The 18,086-nt window shown below is 69.2% G+C and carries 20 protein-coding genes and 3 pseudogenes; 10 read left to right on the forward strand and 13 right to left on the reverse strand.

The genetic code is table 11. The annotated features are described in order from the left end of the window. Positions 1-66 precede the first annotated feature (66 nt). Positions 67-456: a hypothetical protein gene (locus AB5J50_RS49360; protein WP_369265038.1), complete on the forward strand. Its 390-nt coding sequence runs from the start codon at positions 67-69 to the stop codon at positions 454-456. Between the two features lie 446 nt (positions 457-902). Here AB5J50_RS49360 and AB5J50_RS49365 read toward each other — a convergent pair whose 3' ends face one another. The 4 genes from AB5J50_RS49365 to AB5J50_RS49380 form a co-directional block, all read right to left on the reverse strand. Continuing rightward, positions 903-2,414: an FG-GAP-like repeat-containing protein gene (locus AB5J50_RS49365; RefSeq protein ID WP_369265039.1), complete on the reverse strand. Its 1,512-nt coding sequence runs from the start codon at positions 2,412-2,414 to the stop codon at positions 903-905. A 52-nt stretch (positions 2,415-2,466) separates the two neighbouring features. Continuing rightward, on the reverse strand, positions 2,467-2,628 hold the full coding sequence (locus AB5J50_RS49370; RefSeq protein ID WP_369265040.1) for a hypothetical protein: 162 nt from the start codon (positions 2,626-2,628) through the stop codon (positions 2,467-2,469). A 164-nt stretch (positions 2,629-2,792) separates the two neighbouring features. Further along, positions 2,793-3,926, reverse strand: a complete 1,134-nt coding sequence (locus AB5J50_RS49375; protein WP_369265041.1) for a hypothetical protein — start codon at positions 3,924-3,926, stop codon at positions 2,793-2,795. Then, the gene (locus AB5J50_RS49380) at positions 3,926-4,222 is read right to left on the reverse strand and encodes a phosphotransferase (protein ID WP_369265731.1); all 297 of its coding nucleotides are present in this window, start codon (positions 4,220-4,222) and stop codon (positions 3,926-3,928) included. Before AB5J50_RS49380 ends, AB5J50_RS49375 begins: the two co-directional genes overlap by 1 nt. Positions 4,223-4,607: 385 nt before the next feature. Between AB5J50_RS49380 and AB5J50_RS49385 the strand changes: the two genes are divergently transcribed. Further along, positions 4,608-4,946 carry a thioredoxin family protein gene (locus AB5J50_RS49385; protein ID WP_369265042.1) on the forward strand — a complete coding sequence of 113 codons (339 nt, stop codon included), beginning with the start codon at positions 4,608-4,610 and terminating at the stop codon, positions 4,944-4,946. A 47-nt stretch (positions 4,947-4,993) separates the two neighbouring features. Here the strand turns inward: AB5J50_RS49385 and hemC are convergent, their stop codons facing one another. Both hemC and AB5J50_RS49395 read right to left on the reverse strand, forming a co-directional pair. Next, a complete protein-coding gene (gene hemC / locus AB5J50_RS49390; protein ID WP_327434599.1) occupies positions 4,994-5,929 on the reverse strand; it encodes a hydroxymethylbilane synthase in 936 nt (311 codons plus the stop codon). A gap of 18 nt (positions 5,930-5,947) precedes the next feature. Beyond that, positions 5,948-6,448: an O-methyltransferase gene (locus AB5J50_RS49395; RefSeq protein ID WP_369265043.1), complete on the reverse strand. Its 501-nt coding sequence runs from the start codon at positions 6,446-6,448 to the stop codon at positions 5,948-5,950. A gap of 73 nt (positions 6,449-6,521) precedes the next feature. On the opposite strand from AB5J50_RS49395, the gene AB5J50_RS49400 reads away from it, so the two are divergent. Further along, entirely contained in the window at positions 6,522-6,905 is a 384-nt protein-coding gene (locus AB5J50_RS49400) for a hypothetical protein (protein WP_369265044.1), read from the forward strand. 122 nt (positions 6,906-7,027) lie between these two features. Further along, positions 7,028-7,675, forward strand: coding sequence for a hypothetical protein (locus tag AB5J50_RS49405; RefSeq protein WP_369265045.1), 648 nt, complete (start codon positions 7,028-7,030; stop codon positions 7,673-7,675). Between the two features lie 483 nt (positions 7,676-8,158). Here the strand turns inward: AB5J50_RS49405 and AB5J50_RS49410 are convergent. After that, positions 8,159-8,513 (reverse strand): annotated as a pseudogene (locus tag AB5J50_RS49410) (arsenic resistance protein); the annotation flags it as partial. Between AB5J50_RS49410 and AB5J50_RS49415 the strand changes: the two are divergent. Then, positions 8,437-8,601, forward strand: coding sequence for a hypothetical protein (locus tag AB5J50_RS49415; RefSeq protein WP_369265773.1), 165 nt, complete (start codon positions 8,437-8,439; stop codon positions 8,599-8,601). The pseudogene AB5J50_RS49410 and the gene AB5J50_RS49415 overlap by 77 nt on opposite strands. Before the next feature lie 188 nt (positions 8,602-8,789). On the opposite strand, the gene AB5J50_RS49420 is transcribed toward AB5J50_RS49415, so the two are convergent. Then, positions 8,790-9,368: a TetR/AcrR family transcriptional regulator gene (locus AB5J50_RS49420; protein WP_369265046.1), complete on the reverse strand. Its 579-nt coding sequence runs from the start codon at positions 9,366-9,368 to the stop codon at positions 8,790-8,792. Between the two features lie 91 nt (positions 9,369-9,459). Here AB5J50_RS49420 and AB5J50_RS49425 point away from each other — a divergent pair, with 91 nt between their 5' ends. The 3 genes from AB5J50_RS49425 to AB5J50_RS49435 all read left to right on the forward strand — a co-directional run bounded on the left by AB5J50_RS49425 (position 9,460) and on the right by AB5J50_RS49435 (position 10,802). Next, positions 9,460-9,906: an anthrone oxygenase family protein gene (locus AB5J50_RS49425; RefSeq protein ID WP_369265047.1), complete on the forward strand. Its 447-nt coding sequence runs from the start codon at positions 9,460-9,462 to the stop codon at positions 9,904-9,906. 38 nt (positions 9,907-9,944) lie between these two features. Then, a complete protein-coding gene (locus AB5J50_RS49430) occupies positions 9,945-10,295 on the forward strand; it encodes an antibiotic biosynthesis monooxygenase (RefSeq protein WP_369265048.1) in 351 nt (116 codons plus the stop codon). An 87-nt stretch (positions 10,296-10,382) separates the two neighbouring features. Beyond that, positions 10,383-10,802, forward strand: coding sequence for a VOC family protein (locus AB5J50_RS49435; RefSeq protein ID WP_369265049.1), 420 nt, complete (start codon positions 10,383-10,385; stop codon positions 10,800-10,802). Between the two features lie 63 nt (positions 10,803-10,865). On the opposite strand, the pseudogene AB5J50_RS49440 reads toward AB5J50_RS49435, so the two are convergent. Next, positions 10,866-11,132 (reverse strand): annotated as a pseudogene (locus AB5J50_RS49440) (transposase); the annotation flags it as partial. A 480-nt stretch (positions 11,133-11,612) separates the two neighbouring features. Between AB5J50_RS49440 and AB5J50_RS49445 the strand changes: the two are divergent. Further along, positions 11,613-12,038 (forward strand): DUF4267 domain-containing protein, encoded by a 426-nt coding sequence (locus AB5J50_RS49445; protein WP_369265732.1) that lies wholly within the window; start codon positions 11,613-11,615, stop codon positions 12,036-12,038. A 517-nt stretch (positions 12,039-12,555) separates the two neighbouring features. Continuing rightward, positions 12,556-13,845 (forward strand): RNA-guided endonuclease InsQ/TnpB family protein, encoded by a 1,290-nt coding sequence (locus AB5J50_RS49450; protein ID WP_369254329.1) that lies wholly within the window; start codon positions 12,556-12,558, stop codon positions 13,843-13,845. A gap of 106 nt (positions 13,846-13,951) precedes the next feature. Here AB5J50_RS49450 and AB5J50_RS49455 read toward each other — a convergent pair. The 4 genes and pseudogenes from AB5J50_RS49455 to AB5J50_RS49470 all read right to left on the reverse strand — a co-directional run. Then, positions 13,952-14,443 (reverse strand): annotated as a pseudogene (locus AB5J50_RS49455) (IS630 family transposase); the annotation flags it as partial. A gap of 519 nt (positions 14,444-14,962) precedes the next feature. Beyond that, the gene (locus AB5J50_RS49460) at positions 14,963-15,178 is read right to left on the reverse strand and encodes a DUF6243 family protein (RefSeq protein WP_183126857.1); all 216 of its coding nucleotides are present in this window, start codon (positions 15,176-15,178) and stop codon (positions 14,963-14,965) included. A gap of 746 nt (positions 15,179-15,924) precedes the next feature. Beyond that, complete coding sequence (locus tag AB5J50_RS49465) at positions 15,925-17,211, reverse strand: MFS transporter (RefSeq protein WP_369265050.1); 1,287 nt, start codon at positions 17,209-17,211, stop codon at positions 15,925-15,927. Then, a complete protein-coding gene (locus AB5J50_RS49470; protein ID WP_369265051.1) occupies positions 17,208-17,747 on the reverse strand; it encodes an ArsR/SmtB family transcription factor in 540 nt (179 codons plus the stop codon). The genes AB5J50_RS49465 and AB5J50_RS49470 overlap by 4 nt, the downstream gene beginning before the upstream one ends. Positions 17,748-18,086 lie beyond the last annotated feature (339 nt).

Below are 18,086 nucleotides of genomic sequence, written 5' to 3' on the forward strand. Positions count from 1 at the left end.
GCATCCTAACGAATAGAGGCATTTCCGCCACTCGTGGAGGCTGGACGATGTCGCAAGGCTTGAGGCATGACCGGATCAGTTCCACAACCGGCGTCCGAGCCGGCCTTTGATGATCAGTCGCCGGTGTGCCTGGCCCCGCCCATCGAGGTGATGGTGAATGCCGTGCGTTCCTCCACCGAAAACCCGCCGCGACACGGCGAGACCGCCGTCCCCGCGCGGAGACCCGGCGTCGGCAGCCTGGTGCTGCTGGCCTCGATCGTCATATCCCTTCTCGCCGCCTCCAGTGCGCCGAACCCGCTGTACGCGAGGTACGCGGCCGCGTGGCGCTTCTCACCGATCACCACAACCGTCGTCTTCGGCGCCTACGCGATCGCCGTGCTGCTGTCCCTGCTCATCTTCGGACGCGTGTCCGACCACATCGGCCGACGGCCGGTGGTGCTGGCCGCGCTCGGGTGAAGTGAACCCGCCGAATGATGGTCAAGTTCCTTTCTTTGAGGGGCAGTTGCATTCGTCGGAGGCATGGTGTCAGTGGCTCGGGTCTACGGGTGAGGCTCCTCGTCATCGCCGTGAGTGCCTGTGTCACATCCTCTTTCCGCAGGTCGCGAAGCCCTGATGGTGGGTGGTGAACGGGTTTGCCGTTCGGCCGAGCGTCGGTGGACGCCGAGCCGAACGGCAGCCGGAGGGATCGTCAGGCGGCTGCCGCGAGGGAGGCCAGGACGGGCATCACCCTCATGACCCGCCGCCTCACCCGCCGAAACCGCGAAAACGAGAGGCCCACTGGATGTGTGCTTCGGCGTGGGTCATGAGGCGTTCGTAGTCCCGCGCGTTGCGGCGGGCTCGTCATGTCGCTCTCCCATGATGTGTGGGTAGAGGCTTGCGCTCGTACGGGGATGTGGTCGCCGTCAGTCGGCCACCGAGGCTCCGAACAGGGCCCCGGTCGCGGGCAGGCCCATGGTGGACGGGCCGAACGAGAAGGAACCGCTCGCGGTGATGCCGCTGGAGGTCGCCGAGAAGACCCACGCGGCACCGTTGTTCGCGTTCTCCGCCCAGTCGCCGACGACCAGGCCGTCCTTCTTGTCGCCGTTGGCGTCGACGAGGGCGGTCTCGCTGCCGAAACGGTCCAGCTTCTCGGCGGTGCCGGGTATCCCGGCGGTGTTCTGGCTGAACGACTTGATGCCGGTGGTGGTCAGACCGTTCACGCTGCCGCGCAGCACGAGCACGGTGCCGGCGTCGGTGAGGCCGTCGAAGTCCTCGCCGGGCAGGCCGGTCACCACGTCGGGGTAGCCGTCGCCGTTGGTGTCGCCGATCGACAGGCCCGAGCCCATGCCGTCACGCCACTCCCCGACGCCCGGTACGCCCGCGGTGTCCTGGTTGATCCACACCGGCTTGCGGGTGGTGGACACGCCGTTCGGGCCGCCGTGGACGACGGCGATCGCACCGCCCTTGACCGGGAGGCCGACGTCGTAGTCGGTGCCGTCGACGGAGTGGCCGACGACGATCTCGGCGTGACCGTCCTTGTCGAGGTCGCCGATCTCGACGTCCTCGCCGCGGATGAGCCGGCCCTGGGCGTCCTTGAGGAGGCCCTTGTACGTGAACCCGGAAGGACCGCCCACCATCAGGGCGACCCCACCGGTACCGATCTCGCCGTCCTGCTGCCTGGCGCTGACGGCCAGATCGGCGATGCCGTCACCGGTCACGTCACCGGCGGCCATCGCGATGGCGTACCACTCCTCGCCGGGGGCGACGAGGGTGAACCGGGTCGTCCCCGCGCTGGCGCCGTTCCGCTGGAATGGACCGTGCAGCACCGAGCCCTCGCCCGGCGTGTTCTCGTCGCCGTAGTCGTCGCCCGACGCCACCACGTCCGGCTTCTTGTCCCCGTCGACGTCGGCGACCACGAAGGAGCCGCGGGAGTTCGCCGGCACGTTCCTCAGCAGGATCGGCGTGGCGGACAGCCCCTTGGGGCCGCCCCAGTTGACGGCCAGGAAACGTCCGTCGTAGCCGCTGATCGGCGACATGTCCACGAGCGACAGCAGGTCGGCGTAGCCGTCCCGGTCGAGGTCGCCGCTCTGCAGGTCGCTGCCGTAGCGCGTCTGTGGCAGCGTCGTCGACCGGCTCGACCAGGTCAGCACCTGCTTGCGCGAGGTCGACAGCCCGCTGGACGAGCCGTACAGCACGCTGACGGCCCCCGCCTTCGCCTGCCCGTTCAACATGGTGCCCGGCGCGCCGATCGCCAGGTCGGGGTAGCCGTCGCCGTTGAAGTCGTCGTGCAGGCGCTTGGTGCTGGGCGTGGTGGCGGTCGTCGCGGCCGGGGTGGCGGCGCTGACGACGGGAGCCAGCACGGCACCGCTGACCAGGGCGATACCGGTGGCGAGGACGAGCCGTCTGCGGCGCCGGGGAAGGGAACGGGAAGCCATGGTTGTCCTGACGTAGGCGGAGAAGAAGGCGCGTGGGGGGGGTGGCGGGGCATCAGCGCGGGAACGCGTCGCCGAGCCAGGCACCGCTCGCGACCGTGCCGAGAGTGCGGGCGCCGAAGGAGATGGAGCCCTTGGCCATGACACCGGCGGACCCAGAGCGGAACACCCATACGGCACCGGCGTACGCGCCCTCACGCCGCCCAGTACGACTCACCAAAGAGACGGTTGGTTGTGCTGGAGTACGCCGCGACTTTCCCTGCCGTTAAGAGCATCTGTTTTTGATGGCTTGGTGGAAGCCAGCCTCCGCAGCGACTCGAAAATGTTTCGCCGAGTCGGGACGCCCGGAACCTCGTACGGTTCTTCCTCAGCGCCTGTGGGTCAGGCGCCGACGTGTTCGGTGAGGCAGACGTACTTCGGGGGTTCCTGGTCGCCGAGGCTGCTGTAGTCCAGGACGGCGGGGTAGGTCAGGCGGGTTCCGGGGTACAGGGGTGTGCAGTCCTGCTCGGTGTCGTAGAAGACGACCGCGTAGTCCCCCAGTACATCCGTGCCTGCGGGATTCACCAGGTCGGCGCCGCACTGGTAGCCGGGGGCGTTCATCAGCAGCACGGCGTCACGCGAGGTGCCGCTGCCGCTGCCGGTCCAGGCCACGCAGTACAGGACACCTGGGTCTCCGCCGGTGGACGGCTCGGAGATGATGTTGACCGTCTGCAGGGCGGGCGGGCCGCCGCACAGGCTGTCGATGTCCTTGACGTAGGACGCGGAGCCGACGGCGCAGATGTCCTTCTTGGATTCGCAGCCCGCCGGGCCCTCGGGCATTTTGTAGGTGACCGGCAGGCACGTGGCGGACACGGTCGCCGCCGGGGTCTTCTCCTCTTGCCCGGCTTCCGGGGTGCCTGCTGCCGGAGAGGCGGTCACCGCTCCCGATCGTTCGCCGGGGGAGGCCGCGGCGGAGGCCGTTGTGCCCGCCCCGGCCCGCGTGCTGCCCCGCTGCCCGTCTTGGTTCTGTTCTGCGATCAGGTAGGCGCTGGCGGCGGCCACGGCGAACCCTGTGACGGCGGCCGCGGCAACGAGCCAGGTGCGGCGGCGGGCGACCCGGCGCCGGGCCAGGGTCCAGGCCGGGTCGTCCTCGGCGGCCGGCAGGCCCTCCCATCCGGCCATCACCAAGTCACCCACCAGGGTCGGCGCCTCGGCCCCCGGCTGCAGGACCTGGGTGTTCTGGGCGGCGAGCAGCCCCGTGCACTGCCCGGCCAGCGCGGCGGCCGTGGGCCGCTCTTCCGGGGTTTTGGCCAGTGCGGACGTCACCAGGGCCAGGAGGTCGTCGGGGATCCCGGCAAGGTCGGGGTCGGCGGACATCACCCGAACCGCGACCGCGTCCGGTGCGCCGGTGCCGAAGGGCAGCCGTCCGGTGGCGGCGTAGGCGACCAGTGCTCCCCAGGCGAAGACGTCCCCGGCCGGCCCCACAGCGCCGGTGCGGTAGCCCTCGGGGCTGATCCAGCCCGCGGTGCCGGTCATCAGCCGGTCCGGGTGACCGAGGTGCCGTCCAGGGCGTGGGCGATGCCGAAGTCCAGCACCCGCGGCCCGTCCGGCGCCAGGATGACGTTCCCCGGCTTCACATCGCGGTGCACCACCCCCGCTGCGTGGACGGCCGCCAGCGCGGCTGCGGTCCCGACCGCCAGGGCGTACAGCCGGCCCCGGACAGCGGGCCGTGCGCGGCGATGTGCTCGCCGAGCGTGAGGCCGGGCACGTACGGGGTGGCCAGCCAGGGAACGGGCGCAGCGGGGTCCGCAGCGAGCAGCGCCACCAGACAGGGCCCTGTGACCCGCCGGGACACCTCGACTTCCCGCTTGAACCGGGCCCGGAACTCCTCGTCGCCGGCCTGCGCCGGGTGGACGACGTTGACCGCCACCCGCCGCCCGCCGGGATCCAGGGCCGCATGGACCGTTCCCATGCCACCCGAACCCAGTCGGCCGATGAGCCGGTACGGGCCGATCCGGCCCGGATCACCAGGCCGCGCAGGATGAACACGCATGGACAACAACGCCCCCCACAGGCCGATCACCCCAACCGCGCCGGTCAGAACCGCAACTCTCTCACGCGCCCATCGGTCAGCCAGACGACCGACCGGACTCAGCCTGCCGCACCGCGCGGGGGATGATGGGGATGGAATGACGGAACGCGAGGTCTGGAGCTTCCATGGCGAAGCAGGTTCACCAACCCCGTGAGGACGCGGAGTTCGATTTCATCCTCGGGATGAGCGGAGTCCCGGTCCTCGCATACTTCACCGGGACATGGCCCAAGGCAATCGAGCCCTGCCGGGCGATGGACCTCGTCGTGGGTGACATCGCAGACGAGTACACCGGCCGCCTGACGGCCGTCCGCACCGACATCACGCGCTGTCCGTCCGCAACCAAGCGATACGGAATCACCGGAGCCCCGTCCTACGTCCTGCTGAAGGAGGGAAAGGTGATGGCGCACGGCACGGGGCCTATGACCATCACCGAGGTGCGGGAGTTCCTGGACGGCCACCTCTGAGCGGTCGCCGCGGCACTGCGGCCGCCACGTCCGTCACGCAATCACAACTAGTGGGCGATGGAGTCGATCAGTGTGCGGGCGCCCTGACGGAGGAGGGCGACGGCGACGGAGGTGCCCAGGGTCGGGGGGTCGAGGGGGCCCGCCCATTCGTGGGCGTTGAGGACGGTCTTGCCGTCGGGGGTGAACACGCAGGCGCGCAGGGACAGTTCGCCATTGCGTTCGGCCTTGGCGTATCCGGCGATGGGTGAGTTGCAGTGGCCTTGGAGGACGTGGAGGAACATGCGTTCGGCGGTGGCTTCGCGGTAGGTGTCGGGGTGGCCGAGTCCGCTGACGGTGTCGATCAGGTCGGTGTCGTTCTCGCGGCACTGGAGGGCGAGGATGCCGGCGCCGATGGGCGGCATCATCACCTCTGCCGGCAGGATCTCCGTGATCACGTCCGGGCGGTTGATGCGTTGCAGGCCGGAGACGGCCAGGAGCAGGGCATCGGCGTCGCCCGCGGCGAGCTTGTCCAGACGGCGGTTGGCGTTGCCGCGGATGGGGACGCAGTCCAGGTGCGGGTGTGAGGCGGCGAGTTGGGCGATGCGGCGTACGGAGGAGGTGCCGATCCGTGTGCCCTGGGGCAGGTCGTCGAGGGTGAGTCCTGCGGGATGGACGAGGGCGTCGCGGATGTCGTCGCGCTCGAGGAACGCGGCGAAGATGGTTCCGGCCGGCAGGGGTCGGTCGGCGGGCACGTCCTTGACGCAGTGCACCGCAAGGTCTGCATCGCCGGCGAGGAGGGCGGCGTCGACTTCCTTGGTGAACGCGCCCTTGCCCTCGACCTGGGCGAGGTCCCCCATCCACTTGTCGCCGGTCGTCTTCACGGGCACGACTTCGGTGCGGATGTGCGGGTGGAGCGCGGCGAGTTCGCTGCGCACGCGCTCCACCTGGGCGAGAGCCATGGGCGAGTCGCGGGAGACGATGCGGATGAGTTCAGGGGTGGACATGCCGCCCACTTTAGACCTTTACGTGCGGGCGCCGAGCAGCAGCCCGGAGGCCCATCTCATCGGCGTGGCACGCAAGTTGGGGACTTCGGGCAGGTGTGCGAGGAGGGTGTCGACGCGGTGCTGGTGGCTGGGGGGCCAGGTGGTCTGCGGGAGCAGGTCGTCGACGATGTAGAGCCCGCCGGGCTCCAGTAGGTCGATCAGGTCTTGAAGGCGGTGGAACGTGCCCGGGCCGCAGTCGACGTGGACGAGCGCGAGGCGTGGGCCGTCGTAGGTGTCCAGCCACTGGTCTGCGTCGGTTGTCTCGAAGGTGACGCGGGGGTCGGTGGCGAGATGATTGGTGGCGATGGCCTGGACGGCTTCGTCCCCCTCGATGCTGAGGAGGCGGGCGTCCGGTTGCATGCCATGCAGGAGCCAGGCCGCGCCTGCGCCGACTCCTGTGCCGAGTTCCACGAGATGCCCGCCGGGTTTGGAGGCGGCCAGGGTGGCGAGCAGGCAGCCGGTGCGTTCCTCGCACGACATGGCGAAGCCCGTTGCTTCGGCGGCGGCGAGGATTGCGTCCAGGGCGGCCGAACGGCTGGCGGAGGCTGACCGGTTGGACGAGGCTCTGACCTGGTACGAGCGGGCTGGCGGCACCGAGGCCCTGCGGTGGGCGGCCGAACGGCTGGCGGCTTCCGACCGGCTCGACGAGGCCCTGACCTGGGTGGAGCGCGCCGTGGACGCCGGCGACATTAAGGCCCTGGAGTGGGCGGCCGAACGGCTGGCGGAGGCTGACCGGCTGGACGAAGCCCTGACCTGGGTGGAGCGCGCCGCTGATGCAGGCGACGCTGGGGCACTGCGGTGGGCGGCACACTGGCTGGCAGGTGCCGGACAGCTGGACGAGGCAGAAGAGCTACGACGCTACGGCTGGGAGCCCGACAGATCCATCGCCCATGTATGGGATCCGCCGATGTCTGCGTTGGTCAAACCGGGACACTAACAGTAGTCACAACGGCCTGGCCCGACCTCGCGTGGAACGACCGGTGCCGCCGGGCCGGCACAGACGGCCTCTGTTTACACAGCCGTGCCAGATCTCGGTGGGTGAAGTGAACCGGTCAGCCCGTGATCAATATGATGCTGAGTACGTACGCGGTGGACCGGGCCACGGGTGACCCCAAGCAGCGGCTGGGGGCGGTCACCTGGAACCAGCACATGAGCGTGCTGGGGATGTTCTACCGGTGGGCGATGGCCGAGCAGTACGCCACGGCGGTGCCGTTCACCTATCAGCAGGCGGTGATGCTCTACGCCGAGACCGTCCGTGAAGTCCTGGTCAATCAGGCCCGGCGTCGGGTTCCGAAGGCCCACGTGACGATCAAGTACCTGGAAGACGACTTCGCGGCCACGTTCGTCAACGGCTTGGCGGGGCTGCGGCCAGATGGGAGCGAGGGCGAGGGGCCGGGCCGGTACCGCGGACGCCATCTGGCGCGCAACGGCGCGGTGGGTGAGCTCGTGATGTCTTCTGGCCCACGGCTGCAGGAGTTCTCCTACCTGCTGGTCTGCGAGATTCCGCCGCTGCCTTCGACTCCACGGCTGATGCCGATCGCGTTCCCCCTGCCTGAGGTGATCACCAAGGGCAGCAGGTTCGTGTCACCTGGACCTCGTGCGGTGCGCTTGCCCGCGTGCACTCCTACCTCTCCATGGAACGCATGCTGGCCTGCGAAGGCTCGGCGTGGCGGCCTCCGAAGCGGTGGGGTGCCCCGCTCTTCGTGAGCGAGATGGACAGCCGCGGAGGCCAGGTCAACGGGCGGCGCGTGCAGTGGCATACGCTGCGGCCGGCCGAGCGCCGCCGCCTGGTGGCCCCCGACGGCGGTTCGATGTTGCTGGCCGTGCGGTCCGACGGGGGTCCGTTCACCGCCTGGTCCACGGGGTTCGAGCGGACGGCGCGCCGGATCCGCGAACGGTTCGGGCCGCGCTTCCCGCACGTGCATCCGCACTGCTGCCAGCTCACCTTCGCGATGGCCACGATGGAACGGCTGGTGGCCGGGTTCTACGAGCAGGCCGCGCGGCTGTCCGCCGCCGGCAGCGACGCCGACGCGGCCCTGTCGCACTACCTGACGACGACCGAACCGCTCCTGGTCCTGCGGGATTTGCTTGGCCATTCCTCGGTGCTGTGCGGGCTAGATCAATTGGGTTTCGCTGGGGATGCGAGCGCGCTGACCCGCACGGTGCTGGCCGAGTACTGGAGGTCACGTCGAAGGTGGCGATTGCCACCGCGATGGGCGAGTTCGAAGTTGTTGCCCGCGGCCGTGAAGGCCAGCGTGGTCGCCCGCGGATTGCCCACGCCGACGGCCTTGCCGAGGGCCATGGACCCGGCCCACATGAGGGCGAAGTACACCAGCAGCGGCAGTGCGATCCGCACCACGTCGAGTGGCTGAGAGGTGATCGCCTCACCCTGCAGGGCGAACAGCACGACGATCGTGAACAGCAGCCCGTACAGGGCGAACGGCCCGATACGGGGGATCAATTCCGTCTTGTACCAGGTCCGGCCCCGGGCCTTCTCGCCCAGCCTGCGGGTCAGGAACCCGGTGATCAGCGGGATACCGAGGAACGCCCGCCCGCCACGCGAGGGCCTGCGCCCATTGCGTGACCCGGCCACCGTCCACCTCGACGAGGAGGACGAGGGCACCGGCGAATGACGCGGCGTTAGGGCGCGTATCGGGTCGTGATCAATGAGCATCGCAGCTTCCGGGGCGGGTGCCCCGTCTGGGGTACGGGGCCCGGCGATCTGCGGCCGCGCCGTGTGGGCGCGAGTGACCGGAAACGATGCCGCACGCAGGCGGCGGGGCCCGAGGAGCTCGGCCGCGTGCCCGCCGGGACGGGTGCGTCAGACCACGGCGAGCCGGTCCACCAGCACCTTTACCCTCGGCTCGGTGTCCTCCGGCGGCAGCCGTCCCGACCGGGTCAGGGTCGCCACCCCGTGCAGGGACGCCCAGAACACCTCGGTGAACAGCCCCGGGTCGACGCCGTCCCCGGCGACCTCGCCGAGGCTCTCCAGCAGCGCGGCGAAAGCGTCCTTGAGAGGTTCCGGGGTGTCCTCCTGTGCGTACGGGAGGCCGCCGTCGAGCTGGAAGATGGCGTCGTAGACCGCCGGGTTGCGTGCGGCGAAGTCGAGGTAGGCGCGGGCGAGGGCGTACACCCGCTCGCGCGGGCCGTCCGCGGCGGCGGTCGCGGCGCGCACCGCCGCGGCCAGCTCGGCCGCGCCATCCAAGGCGACGGCGCCGATGATCTCCCGTTTGCCGCGGAAGTGGCTGTAGAGGACGGGCTGGCTGTATTCGATGCGCTCAGCGAGCCGGCGGGTGGTGACCGCGTCCCAGCCCTGCTGCTCGGCGAGTTCGCGGGCCGTCGCCACGATGAGGCGTTCGCGGCCCGCCCGTTCGCGCTCCTTGCGTTCCTGTACCGACATGATTCGATTCTAGCACCGCTAGACAATCAAGCGGCAGTAGTACTAGCGTTGCCTCATCACCTAGCGATGCTAGATACCGAGAGGGGTCGTCATGCTCAACGCACTCGAGGTCGTCACCACCGTGGTCGTCGGCGTGATGGTGGGGGTGGAGTTCTCCGTCGCCTTCGTCATGAACCCGATCCTCAACGCGCTCCCCGAGGACAGCGGCCAACTCGGCCACGCCCACGGGGGCCGGATGCTCGGCGCCGTGATGCCGGTCTGGTACATCGGCTCGCTCGTCCTCGTCGCGGTCTGGGCCGTCGCCGGACGGCACCACCCCGGCACCGGCCTCGTCGTCACCGCCGGCGCGCTGCTGCTCCTCAGCGTGGTCATGTCGATCCTGCTGCTCGTCCCGATCAACAACCGGAACAAGACGTGGACCCCTGAGAACCGGCCCGCCGACTGGAAGCAGCAGATGAACCGCTGGAACCGCTTCCACTACGTCCGCGTCGCCGTCATCATCGCCGCCTTCACCCTGCTGGTCGCCTCCCTCACCTGAGCCACCCACTGACCGATAGCGGAGAGGAAGTACCGAAAATGGCCAAGCTGCAGAGTCTCGACCCGCACACGCCGATGTTCGCGCAGTTCAAGGAGAAGACCGGGCCCATCGTCCTGGCCAACACCTTCTTCGTTCCGAAGGAGAGGGCTGAATCGTTCCTGGCCCTCTTTCGGAGGCAGGCCGAGTTCATGAAGGCTCAGCCGGGATTCGTCTCCCTGCAGATGCACAAGGGAACGGCGGACAGCCAGCTTCTGATGAACGTCGCGGTCTGGGAGTCGACCGAGGCTCTCGCCACGGCGTTCGGCAACCCGGAGTTCCAGCGCATGGCGGCCGAGTTCCCCGACGACATCGTGTCGTACCCGCACATCTTCGAGCAGATCGACGTATGACACGGCAGCTGTAGCCGGGGGCGGGCAGCCGGAGCAGACCTGCCCCCCCGGGCAGTCACGTCGCCCCGTCCCTGAAAAGGAGTCCCTATGGCCGTGGAACTGAATCACACCATCGTCCCCGCCCGTGACCCGCAAGCCTCGGCGCAGTTCCTGGCCGAGATCCTCGGCCTGAGTGTCGAGCCGCCGGTGGCGCACTTCACGCCGGTCACACTGGCCAACCAGGTCAGCCTGGACTACGACCAGCTGGACGACTTTGAGCCACACCACTACGCGTTCATGGTCAGCGAGCAGGAGTTCGACGCCGCCCTCGCCCGCATCCAGCACGGTGGAATCACCCACTACGGCGATCCCGCATGCCAAGAGATCGGGCAGATCTATCACAGCAAGCGCACCAAAGGCTGCAGGGGCACTTACTTCCACGACCCCGACGGACATCTCATGGAAATCCTCACCCGGGCGGCGCCGGGTCGTGAGGCCGATGGCGGTCCAGCGGATCATGGCTACTAGGGCCTGTCTTCAATCTGTGCGGATCCAGATCTACAGCGAGGCCAGGCGCACGGCCGCCCGCTAGGACTGGGCGGTCTTGTCAAACCTGGCCGCGGTCCCGCGCCACTGCTTGAGGCGGTCAAGGCACCGCTCGACCACGTTGCGCTGCTTGTAGCGCTCGCAGTCAAAAGCCGGTCGGCACCCGCCCGCTCGGCCCCGCCGGGCCCGGTTGGCCACCTGATCGGCCCGCTCGGAAATGGTGTGCCCGATCCCGCAGGCACGCAGGTGCAAACGGACAGCACGGGTGCCGTAGCCCTTGTCGCCCAGCACATGGTCCGGGCGGGTGCGCGGCGGCCTGAACGCCGCCGCTCCTGCCCGGTCGATCCGGAGGCGGACATCGTCCTGCGTATGCAGACCCGGCACGAGCGCGTTGAGGCCACGCTGGACGCCGCGGTCCCGGCGCGGGCGGCCACCGCCGGAGCCGACGAGCGCGACACCCTCGTGGCGACCCTCGCCGATCACCGGGCAGTCCTGCTCGAACACCTCGAAGACGAGGAGGCCACCCTCCTTCCGCTCGCGGCCGAGCACATCACCGAAGCCGAGCACATCACCGAAAAGGAATGGGCCTCCCTGGGAGACCACCTGGTGGCCAACACGCCCAAGCTCACCCGGCTCACCCTCTTCGGCCTCGTCCTGGAGGACGCGAACCCGTCCGAGCGCGCCACGCTCCTGTCCGCCCTCCCCGCGCCGGTACACGACATCTGGCACGTCATCGGCCGCCCCCGCCCCATACGACTCACCAGCTCACCAAGACTCGCAAGGAGAAGAACAATGTCGCTGAAGAAGATCAACACCGTCCTGGCCGCCGCCTTCATCCTCTTCATCCTCTGGTTCGGGACGGACTTCATCCTGAGCCCGGAGACGACGGCGCCGGGCTTCGGCCTGCCGAGCTGGCCGTCCGGCGACGGCGGCGGCTTCCTGATCATCAAGGGAATCCGCGACGTCGTCTTGGCCCTGGTCCTGGGCATCCTGCTGGTGACGGGCCACCGCCGGGCGCTGGGCTGGGTGCTGCTGGTGGAGGCCCTCGCCGCGTACGGCGACATGACCACCGTGCTGGCCCACCACGGCTCCGTGGCCACCGCGCTCGGCGTCCACGGCCTGACCGCGACGCTGATGGTGGTCAACGGCCTGCTGATGATGCGCGAGACCCGCAAGGTCGCGGCCGCTCCGGCGACGCCCGCCCCGCAGCTCGCCTGATCCCATCGGTCCACGGTGGCCCGGACCCCGGCCGGGCCACCTTGGCGCGTGCCCGTATTCGCGTGTCAGCGTCCGCCGGGAAAGGCCAGGCAGCGCATCCAGCTGCAACTGCAGGTGACAGCACGCCGGTTCGACACGTCACCCAAGGGGGGCGGCCTCCAGCAGCCCTGCAGAGCGACACGAACGCCCGCCTCAGCGGACATTGGATCCCGCGCTGATCCAACTCAATGAGACGCGACCAGTGCGGGACACACCCACCCTGTCTCCTCGCAGGGTGCCCCGGCCTTCAGGCCGGGGGTGAATGCGAGCCCCTGCGGAGCAGGGCAGGGACAGCCGTTACGCCCCCGGGGCGGAACGGCGTTCGCTTTCCTCAACCGCACGTCGCACGAGCGACACCAGCCATGAGTTGAGGGAGCGATCGTCTGTGGAAGCAAGCACCTTGGCCGTGGCGTACAGGTCATCCGGAAGTCGAAGATTCAGCTTGATCATGCATCAAGTCTGGCCCTAGAGTGGGGCCATGTCCAGATTCCGTCTGTACCCGACGCCCGCGCAGGAGAGCGTCATGCTCGGCCACTGCGCGCACGCCCGGTACGTGTGGAACCTGGCCGTCGAGCAGCACTCGCACTGGTCCAAGGGCCGCAAGGCCGCCCCGGGTTTCGCGGAACAGTGCCGCCAGCTCACCGAGGCCCGGCGCGACAACGAATGGCTGGGTGCCGGGAGCGCGGATGTTCAGCAGCAGGCACTCAAGGACTTCGCCCAGGCCAAGAACGCCCGGTTCACGTCCGGGTTCGGTGAGCCGACGTGGCGCAAGAAGCATGTGCACGAGGGCTTCCGGGTCATCGGCACCGACCGCGTGCCGGAGTTTGAGCCGAACGGCTCGCCGAAGCTCAACGCGAAGACCGGCAGGCAGGTTATGGGCCGCTCGGTGGTGGTGCAGAAGCTCAACAGGCGGTGGGCGCAGGTGAAGGTGCCCGGCTGCGGCTGGGTCCGCTTTCGACCCACCCGAGGTGATCTGCCGAAGGCGAAGACGTTCCGCGTCACCTGGCGCAACGGCCAATGGCACATCGCCTTCGCGGTCATCCCCGAACCACTCGGCGCCCCCGGCACGGGCGAAGTCATCGGCATCGACCGGGGCGTGACGATCACGGCCGCGCTGTCGGACGGCCGGAAGCTGAACTGCCCGCAGCTCACGGTCAGGGAACGGGCACAGGTCCGCAAGCACCAGCGGCGCGCCGCACGCGCGCCCAAGGGCAGCGTGCAGAAGACGGCCGAGTACGCCAGGACTGCACGGCTCAAGGCCCGGGAATCGGACCGACGCAAGGACTGGTGCGAGAAGACCAGCACGATGCTCGCCCGCACCTACGACCTGGTGCGATTCGAGAAGCTCAACATCAAGAACATGACCCGCTCGGCGAAGGGCACCGTCGAGCAGCCCGGCAAGAACGTGCGGCAGAAAGCCGGACTGAACCGGGCCATTCTCGCCCAAGGCTGGGGCCTGCTCCGGCAGCGCACCGAGCACAAAGCCCCCGGTCGTGTCGAAGACGTCCCCGCTCCCTACACCAGCCTGCGATGCAGCGCCTGCGGATGGATCGACAAGAAATCGCGCAAGAGCCAAGCCGAATTCTGTTGCTCCTCCTGTGGCTTCACCTGCAACGCGGACACCAACGCATCAACCAACGTCGCGGCAGGACAGGGCGGCATTCCCCGCCCCCGGCGCTCAGCCGGTGCCGGAGGGACGACACCGCCCACACAGCGGTCGAGCGCCCGTGAACCTCAACCCCCCTGGGTTGGAATCCCCCTCTTTTAAGAGGGGGAGGATGTCAATGCGCAAACAAGCACGGCATCGAAGGCATCGTCGCCAAGCGGGCCACCTCCGCCTACAAGGCGGGCCGGATCTGGTCGAAGGTCAGGAGCACGATCGCAATACGGATCTCGAGCAGGTAGAGGCTGCGCAGGTAGCGGCAGAACCCCAGAAACCTCGTCCGGTTCTTCCTCGGCTTGATATGGCCGTAGAGCTTGTCCTTGCCCAGGTCGTAGGCGGCGAACAGGTGCCGGACCCCGTGCGGGCGGGTGTAAGTGACCCGTCGGCGGGGCCGGGGTTCCCGGTCGGGGTCCTTGTGTCGGCCGCCGCGCTCGGCCCACTGCCGCCCGGGGTGGGACTGGAGCTTGAGCGGGCCGAACTCGTCCATGCAGAAGATGACTTCGGGTTCGCCTCCCTCGGGTATGACCTCGCCGTCGGCGATGGCGTAGAGGTGCTCGACGCGGGCCTTCTTGGCGGCATAGTTGGGGTCGTGGGAGGTCTTCCAGGTCATTATGCGTTGAAAGGAGACGCCTTCCCCGCGGAGCAGGATGCGCAGGCCCTCGTGGCTGATGTCGTCGATCACCACCTCGGGCTTGTCCCGCAATGACTGACGAGTGAGATGATCTTGGCGTGCCTGGTGTGATCTCAGCCTCGGAGCCTTCGTGGATAGTCGTCCCGGGTCCTTTCGGTCCCGCCCCGTGGCATGACCGCCAAGACGCTCTGCACGGCACCGGCAAGACGTGCCGGAAAGGCTGCCACAAGGACATGCGTGACGTTCGACGGATCCCGAGGCAGCTGCATGACACGAGGGTAGGCGGCGAGCCCTCGCTCCCTCAGCCGCCCGCCTCAACGATGCGGGGCAGGCTTTAGCTGCGGTGTCGCCCGGGCTGGGCACGGGGAACGCGCTGAGCTGCTGGTGCAGCTCGGGGTGGTGGCGGTGACGGGGCTGCCGAATCTGCGGCTGCCCCGGGTGGTCAGCTGAGACGCGGGTGGTCGGCCGAGAGCTGAGCGGGACCGGCCGCGCCCGGTACGGCAGCAGAGCCCCGATACGGCAGCAGGGCCCGGACCGCGCGTCGCGATCCGGGCCCTGCCCCGTGCGGTGCCGCCCTGCGGCGGCGGTGCGTCAGCTCTGTGCGGTGTCGTCGCCCGCCTGCCCGGCGCCCTCAGCTGCGCCCGCCTTCTCGCGCATCTTGCGCACCAGCTCCGCCTTCTGGTCGGCTGCACCCTGGCGGTCGAGGTTGCGGTACGGACCGTTGTTCTGCCGTTCGGCGCGGGACAGCTTCTTGCGCTGGCCGCCGCCCATCCCCACGGGGTTGTTGATGTTCTTGCTCACGGTCACGGGTTCTCCCGGTAATGAATTGAAGTGATCTACGGGTTCATCGGTGGAGGACGGGCGGCGACGTCGAAGGACGTCAGCAGGGGCCCATCACGCTCTCACTCGTAAATCGGCGTCTGGAAGAACATGACACAGACGTTACCCGCTTCCGTCGGCCCCGCACGCCAACCTTTTCGCCGCCCCGGCGTCGGCCGGGCCTTCGGCGAGCGCCCGGGGTCAGCTGTTTCCTTCCGGGAATCTCAGCACCGCCAGCACCCGCCGGTGGTCGCCGCCCGCCCGGGCAGGTCCAGATGGGCGTTACTGGGCCGCCGCGGGCGTTGTCAGTGGTCGCGAGCACACTGACAGCATGAGAGATCATCTCACTTGCGCCCCGTCGTTACGGGACAACCTTGCGGCGACCAGGAAGTCGGCCAGTTTGGCCAGACTCCAGGTCGAGATCCGGCGCCTATGCAGGTTGATGCCGGCTGCGGCGTCCAGCTGACGACGAAGCTCTGCACCGACCGGGTGCGTTCCCTGTCAAGACCTGCGTGTAGAACCTTTACCGGGCGGCGCAGCCGCCCGCACAGCCTTCATCAACCGCGCCGCCACGTCGGACCGCCCGGCCCATCGCTGCGGCCGCTCCGTCCTCTACGCCCGCACCACCGCGGCCGAGACCCTCCTCAACGCCACATCCACCTGACACTCGGTCAACCCCCGAAGGGCTTCCGGATCTGATCACTTGGCACTGGCTCAACGGCCTCGTGGAGCCCCTAATTGGCACCCTCCTGAGCGGGATCCAAGGGTGCCGGGTGTTCTGGGTCATCGGTCGGTGCGGCGGCACGCAGTGCCGCCTGGACCCGGCGGTTGCTGGTCATGGTCGACGTGACGGCGGTCATGGTGAGCAGGAGGCCGGCGGCGGTGTAGAGCGGGGTGCGCACGTCGTAGGTGGTGGCCAGCCAGCCGCCGAGGAAGGCGCCGAACGGGGCGGCGCACATGGCGAGCATGCGGGAGGTGGAGGCGACCCGTCCCATCAGGTGGGCGGGGACGATCGACTGTCGGAGGGAGGGGCCGAGCACCATCGTGGCGCCCATGCCCGCTCCGCAGACGGCGAGCGAGAGACCGGCGACGTACGGGTTCGGGGCGGCGGCAAGGCCCAGGATGGCGAGTCCCTCTACTGCGGCTGTGCAGGTCAGTGCGGTGCCGGTGCCGAGTCGTCGGCCGAGGAAGGAGGCGATGCCCGCGCCGAGCAGACCGCCGGTGGCCTCCGCCGTGAGGAGCAGGCCGAAGCCGTAGGTGTCGATGCCGAGGCGGTCGTGCGCGAAGAGGGCGAGGACGGTCTCCACGGCGAGGAAGGCGATGTTCCCGACCGCCGGGCGGAGCGCGAGCCCGAGCAGCAAGCGGTCCCGGAAGACGTACGAGGCACCGGCCCGCGCCTGCCGCAGCAGCGACTCGTGGACCTCCGGCACGGGCCGGGGCATGGCGGGCAACGACCGTACGAGCAGTGCGGAGAGCATGAACGACACCGCGTCGGCGAGCAGCGGTACCGCCCGCCCGAGCGCGAGCAGCGCACTGCCCGCAGGCGGCCCCGCGAAGCCGGACATGGCGGTCTGGGTGCCGCGCAGGCGGGAGTTGGCGCGCTCCAGGAGCGCGGGGTCGCGGCCGAGTAGATCCGGCAGATAGGCCGTGGCGGCCGTGTCGAAGAAGAGTCCGCCGAGGCCGAGCAGGAAGGCGACGGCCGCGAGCAGCGGAATGCTCAGCACGTCGAGCGCGGCCGCTGCCGCCGGTATCGCGAGCAGCACCGCACGCGCCGCGTCCGCGACCCACATCGTGTGCCGACGGTCCCAGCGGTCCACCAGCGCACCGCCGAGCACCCCGAAGAGCAGCCACGGCAGTGTCCCGGCGGCCGTGACGACGGCGAGCGCCATCGGATCCCGCGTCAACGTCAACGCGAGCAGCGGCAGTGCGGCGTGCGTGACTCCGTCACCGAGCGAGGACACTGTCTGCGCAGTCCACAGCCGTCCGAACCCGGTCGGCAACTTCCGAACGTCTGAGGTCACTTGGCGCCCTCCTCGGCCTGCTCGCGCGGTGCCGGGTGGAACAGTGCGAAGACGAGTGACGCGTCCGGCAGCGACGGATCGGACAGCTCCCGGTACTCGTCCGCCAGCGCCTGCAGCCGCGCCCCCAGCTGCGCGAACTGCTCCTCGGTGAGCCGCAGATGCGCCATCCGTACGTGCCGCTCGCCCTCCGCCGGCGCTGCCTCCAGGTCCGCCACCGCATGCCGCATCAGCACATCCGGCCCTCCCTCGCCCGGATCCGGCAGCACGATCGCCCGCGCGGCCATTGCGTAGTACCGCTCGGTGACCCCCCGCACCTTCCGTGTCCGTACCACCTTCACCAGGCCGGCCCGCTCCAGCAGCCGTACGTGGTAGCTGGAACTCCCCTTCGCAAGGCCCACTCGCTCGGCGATCTGCGTGATCGTCGCGGGCTCGAAGCGGAGCACGGCCATGATCCGGTGGCGCGTGAGATTGGAGACGGCGCGCAGTTGCTCGTCAGTGGTGACGTGAAACGTGTCGGGAAGATCATCGGTAGGCATGCGAGCAATGGTCAACGATTCTTGACCATTGGGCAAGGGGTTTAGCTCGGGCTTCCGAAATCGTCTGTCCAGCACGTGGCATCGGCTTCACCGCGCTGCACGAGAACCTGGACACCACGACCCCGGCGGTCGGCTCGCCTTCCACGTCTTCGCCGCGCTCGCCGATCGCCGTCCTGCGCGCGAGTGAGGCCAACGCGAGGCCGCCAACCTCAGCAAGGCCGCCGCACTCCGGATCGGCGAGGAGGCCGGGCACGGCGAGATGATGGCGTGGGCATGGGAGATCGAGGCGTGGTTCGCCCTCACCCAGAGCCGTTGGCAGACATGCTCACCGCCGTCGAA

The organism is Streptomyces sp. R35 (assembly GCF_041053035.1).
Classification (GTDB): Bacteria; Actinomycetota; Actinomycetes; order Streptomycetales; family Streptomycetaceae; genus Streptomyces; species Streptomyces lutosisoli.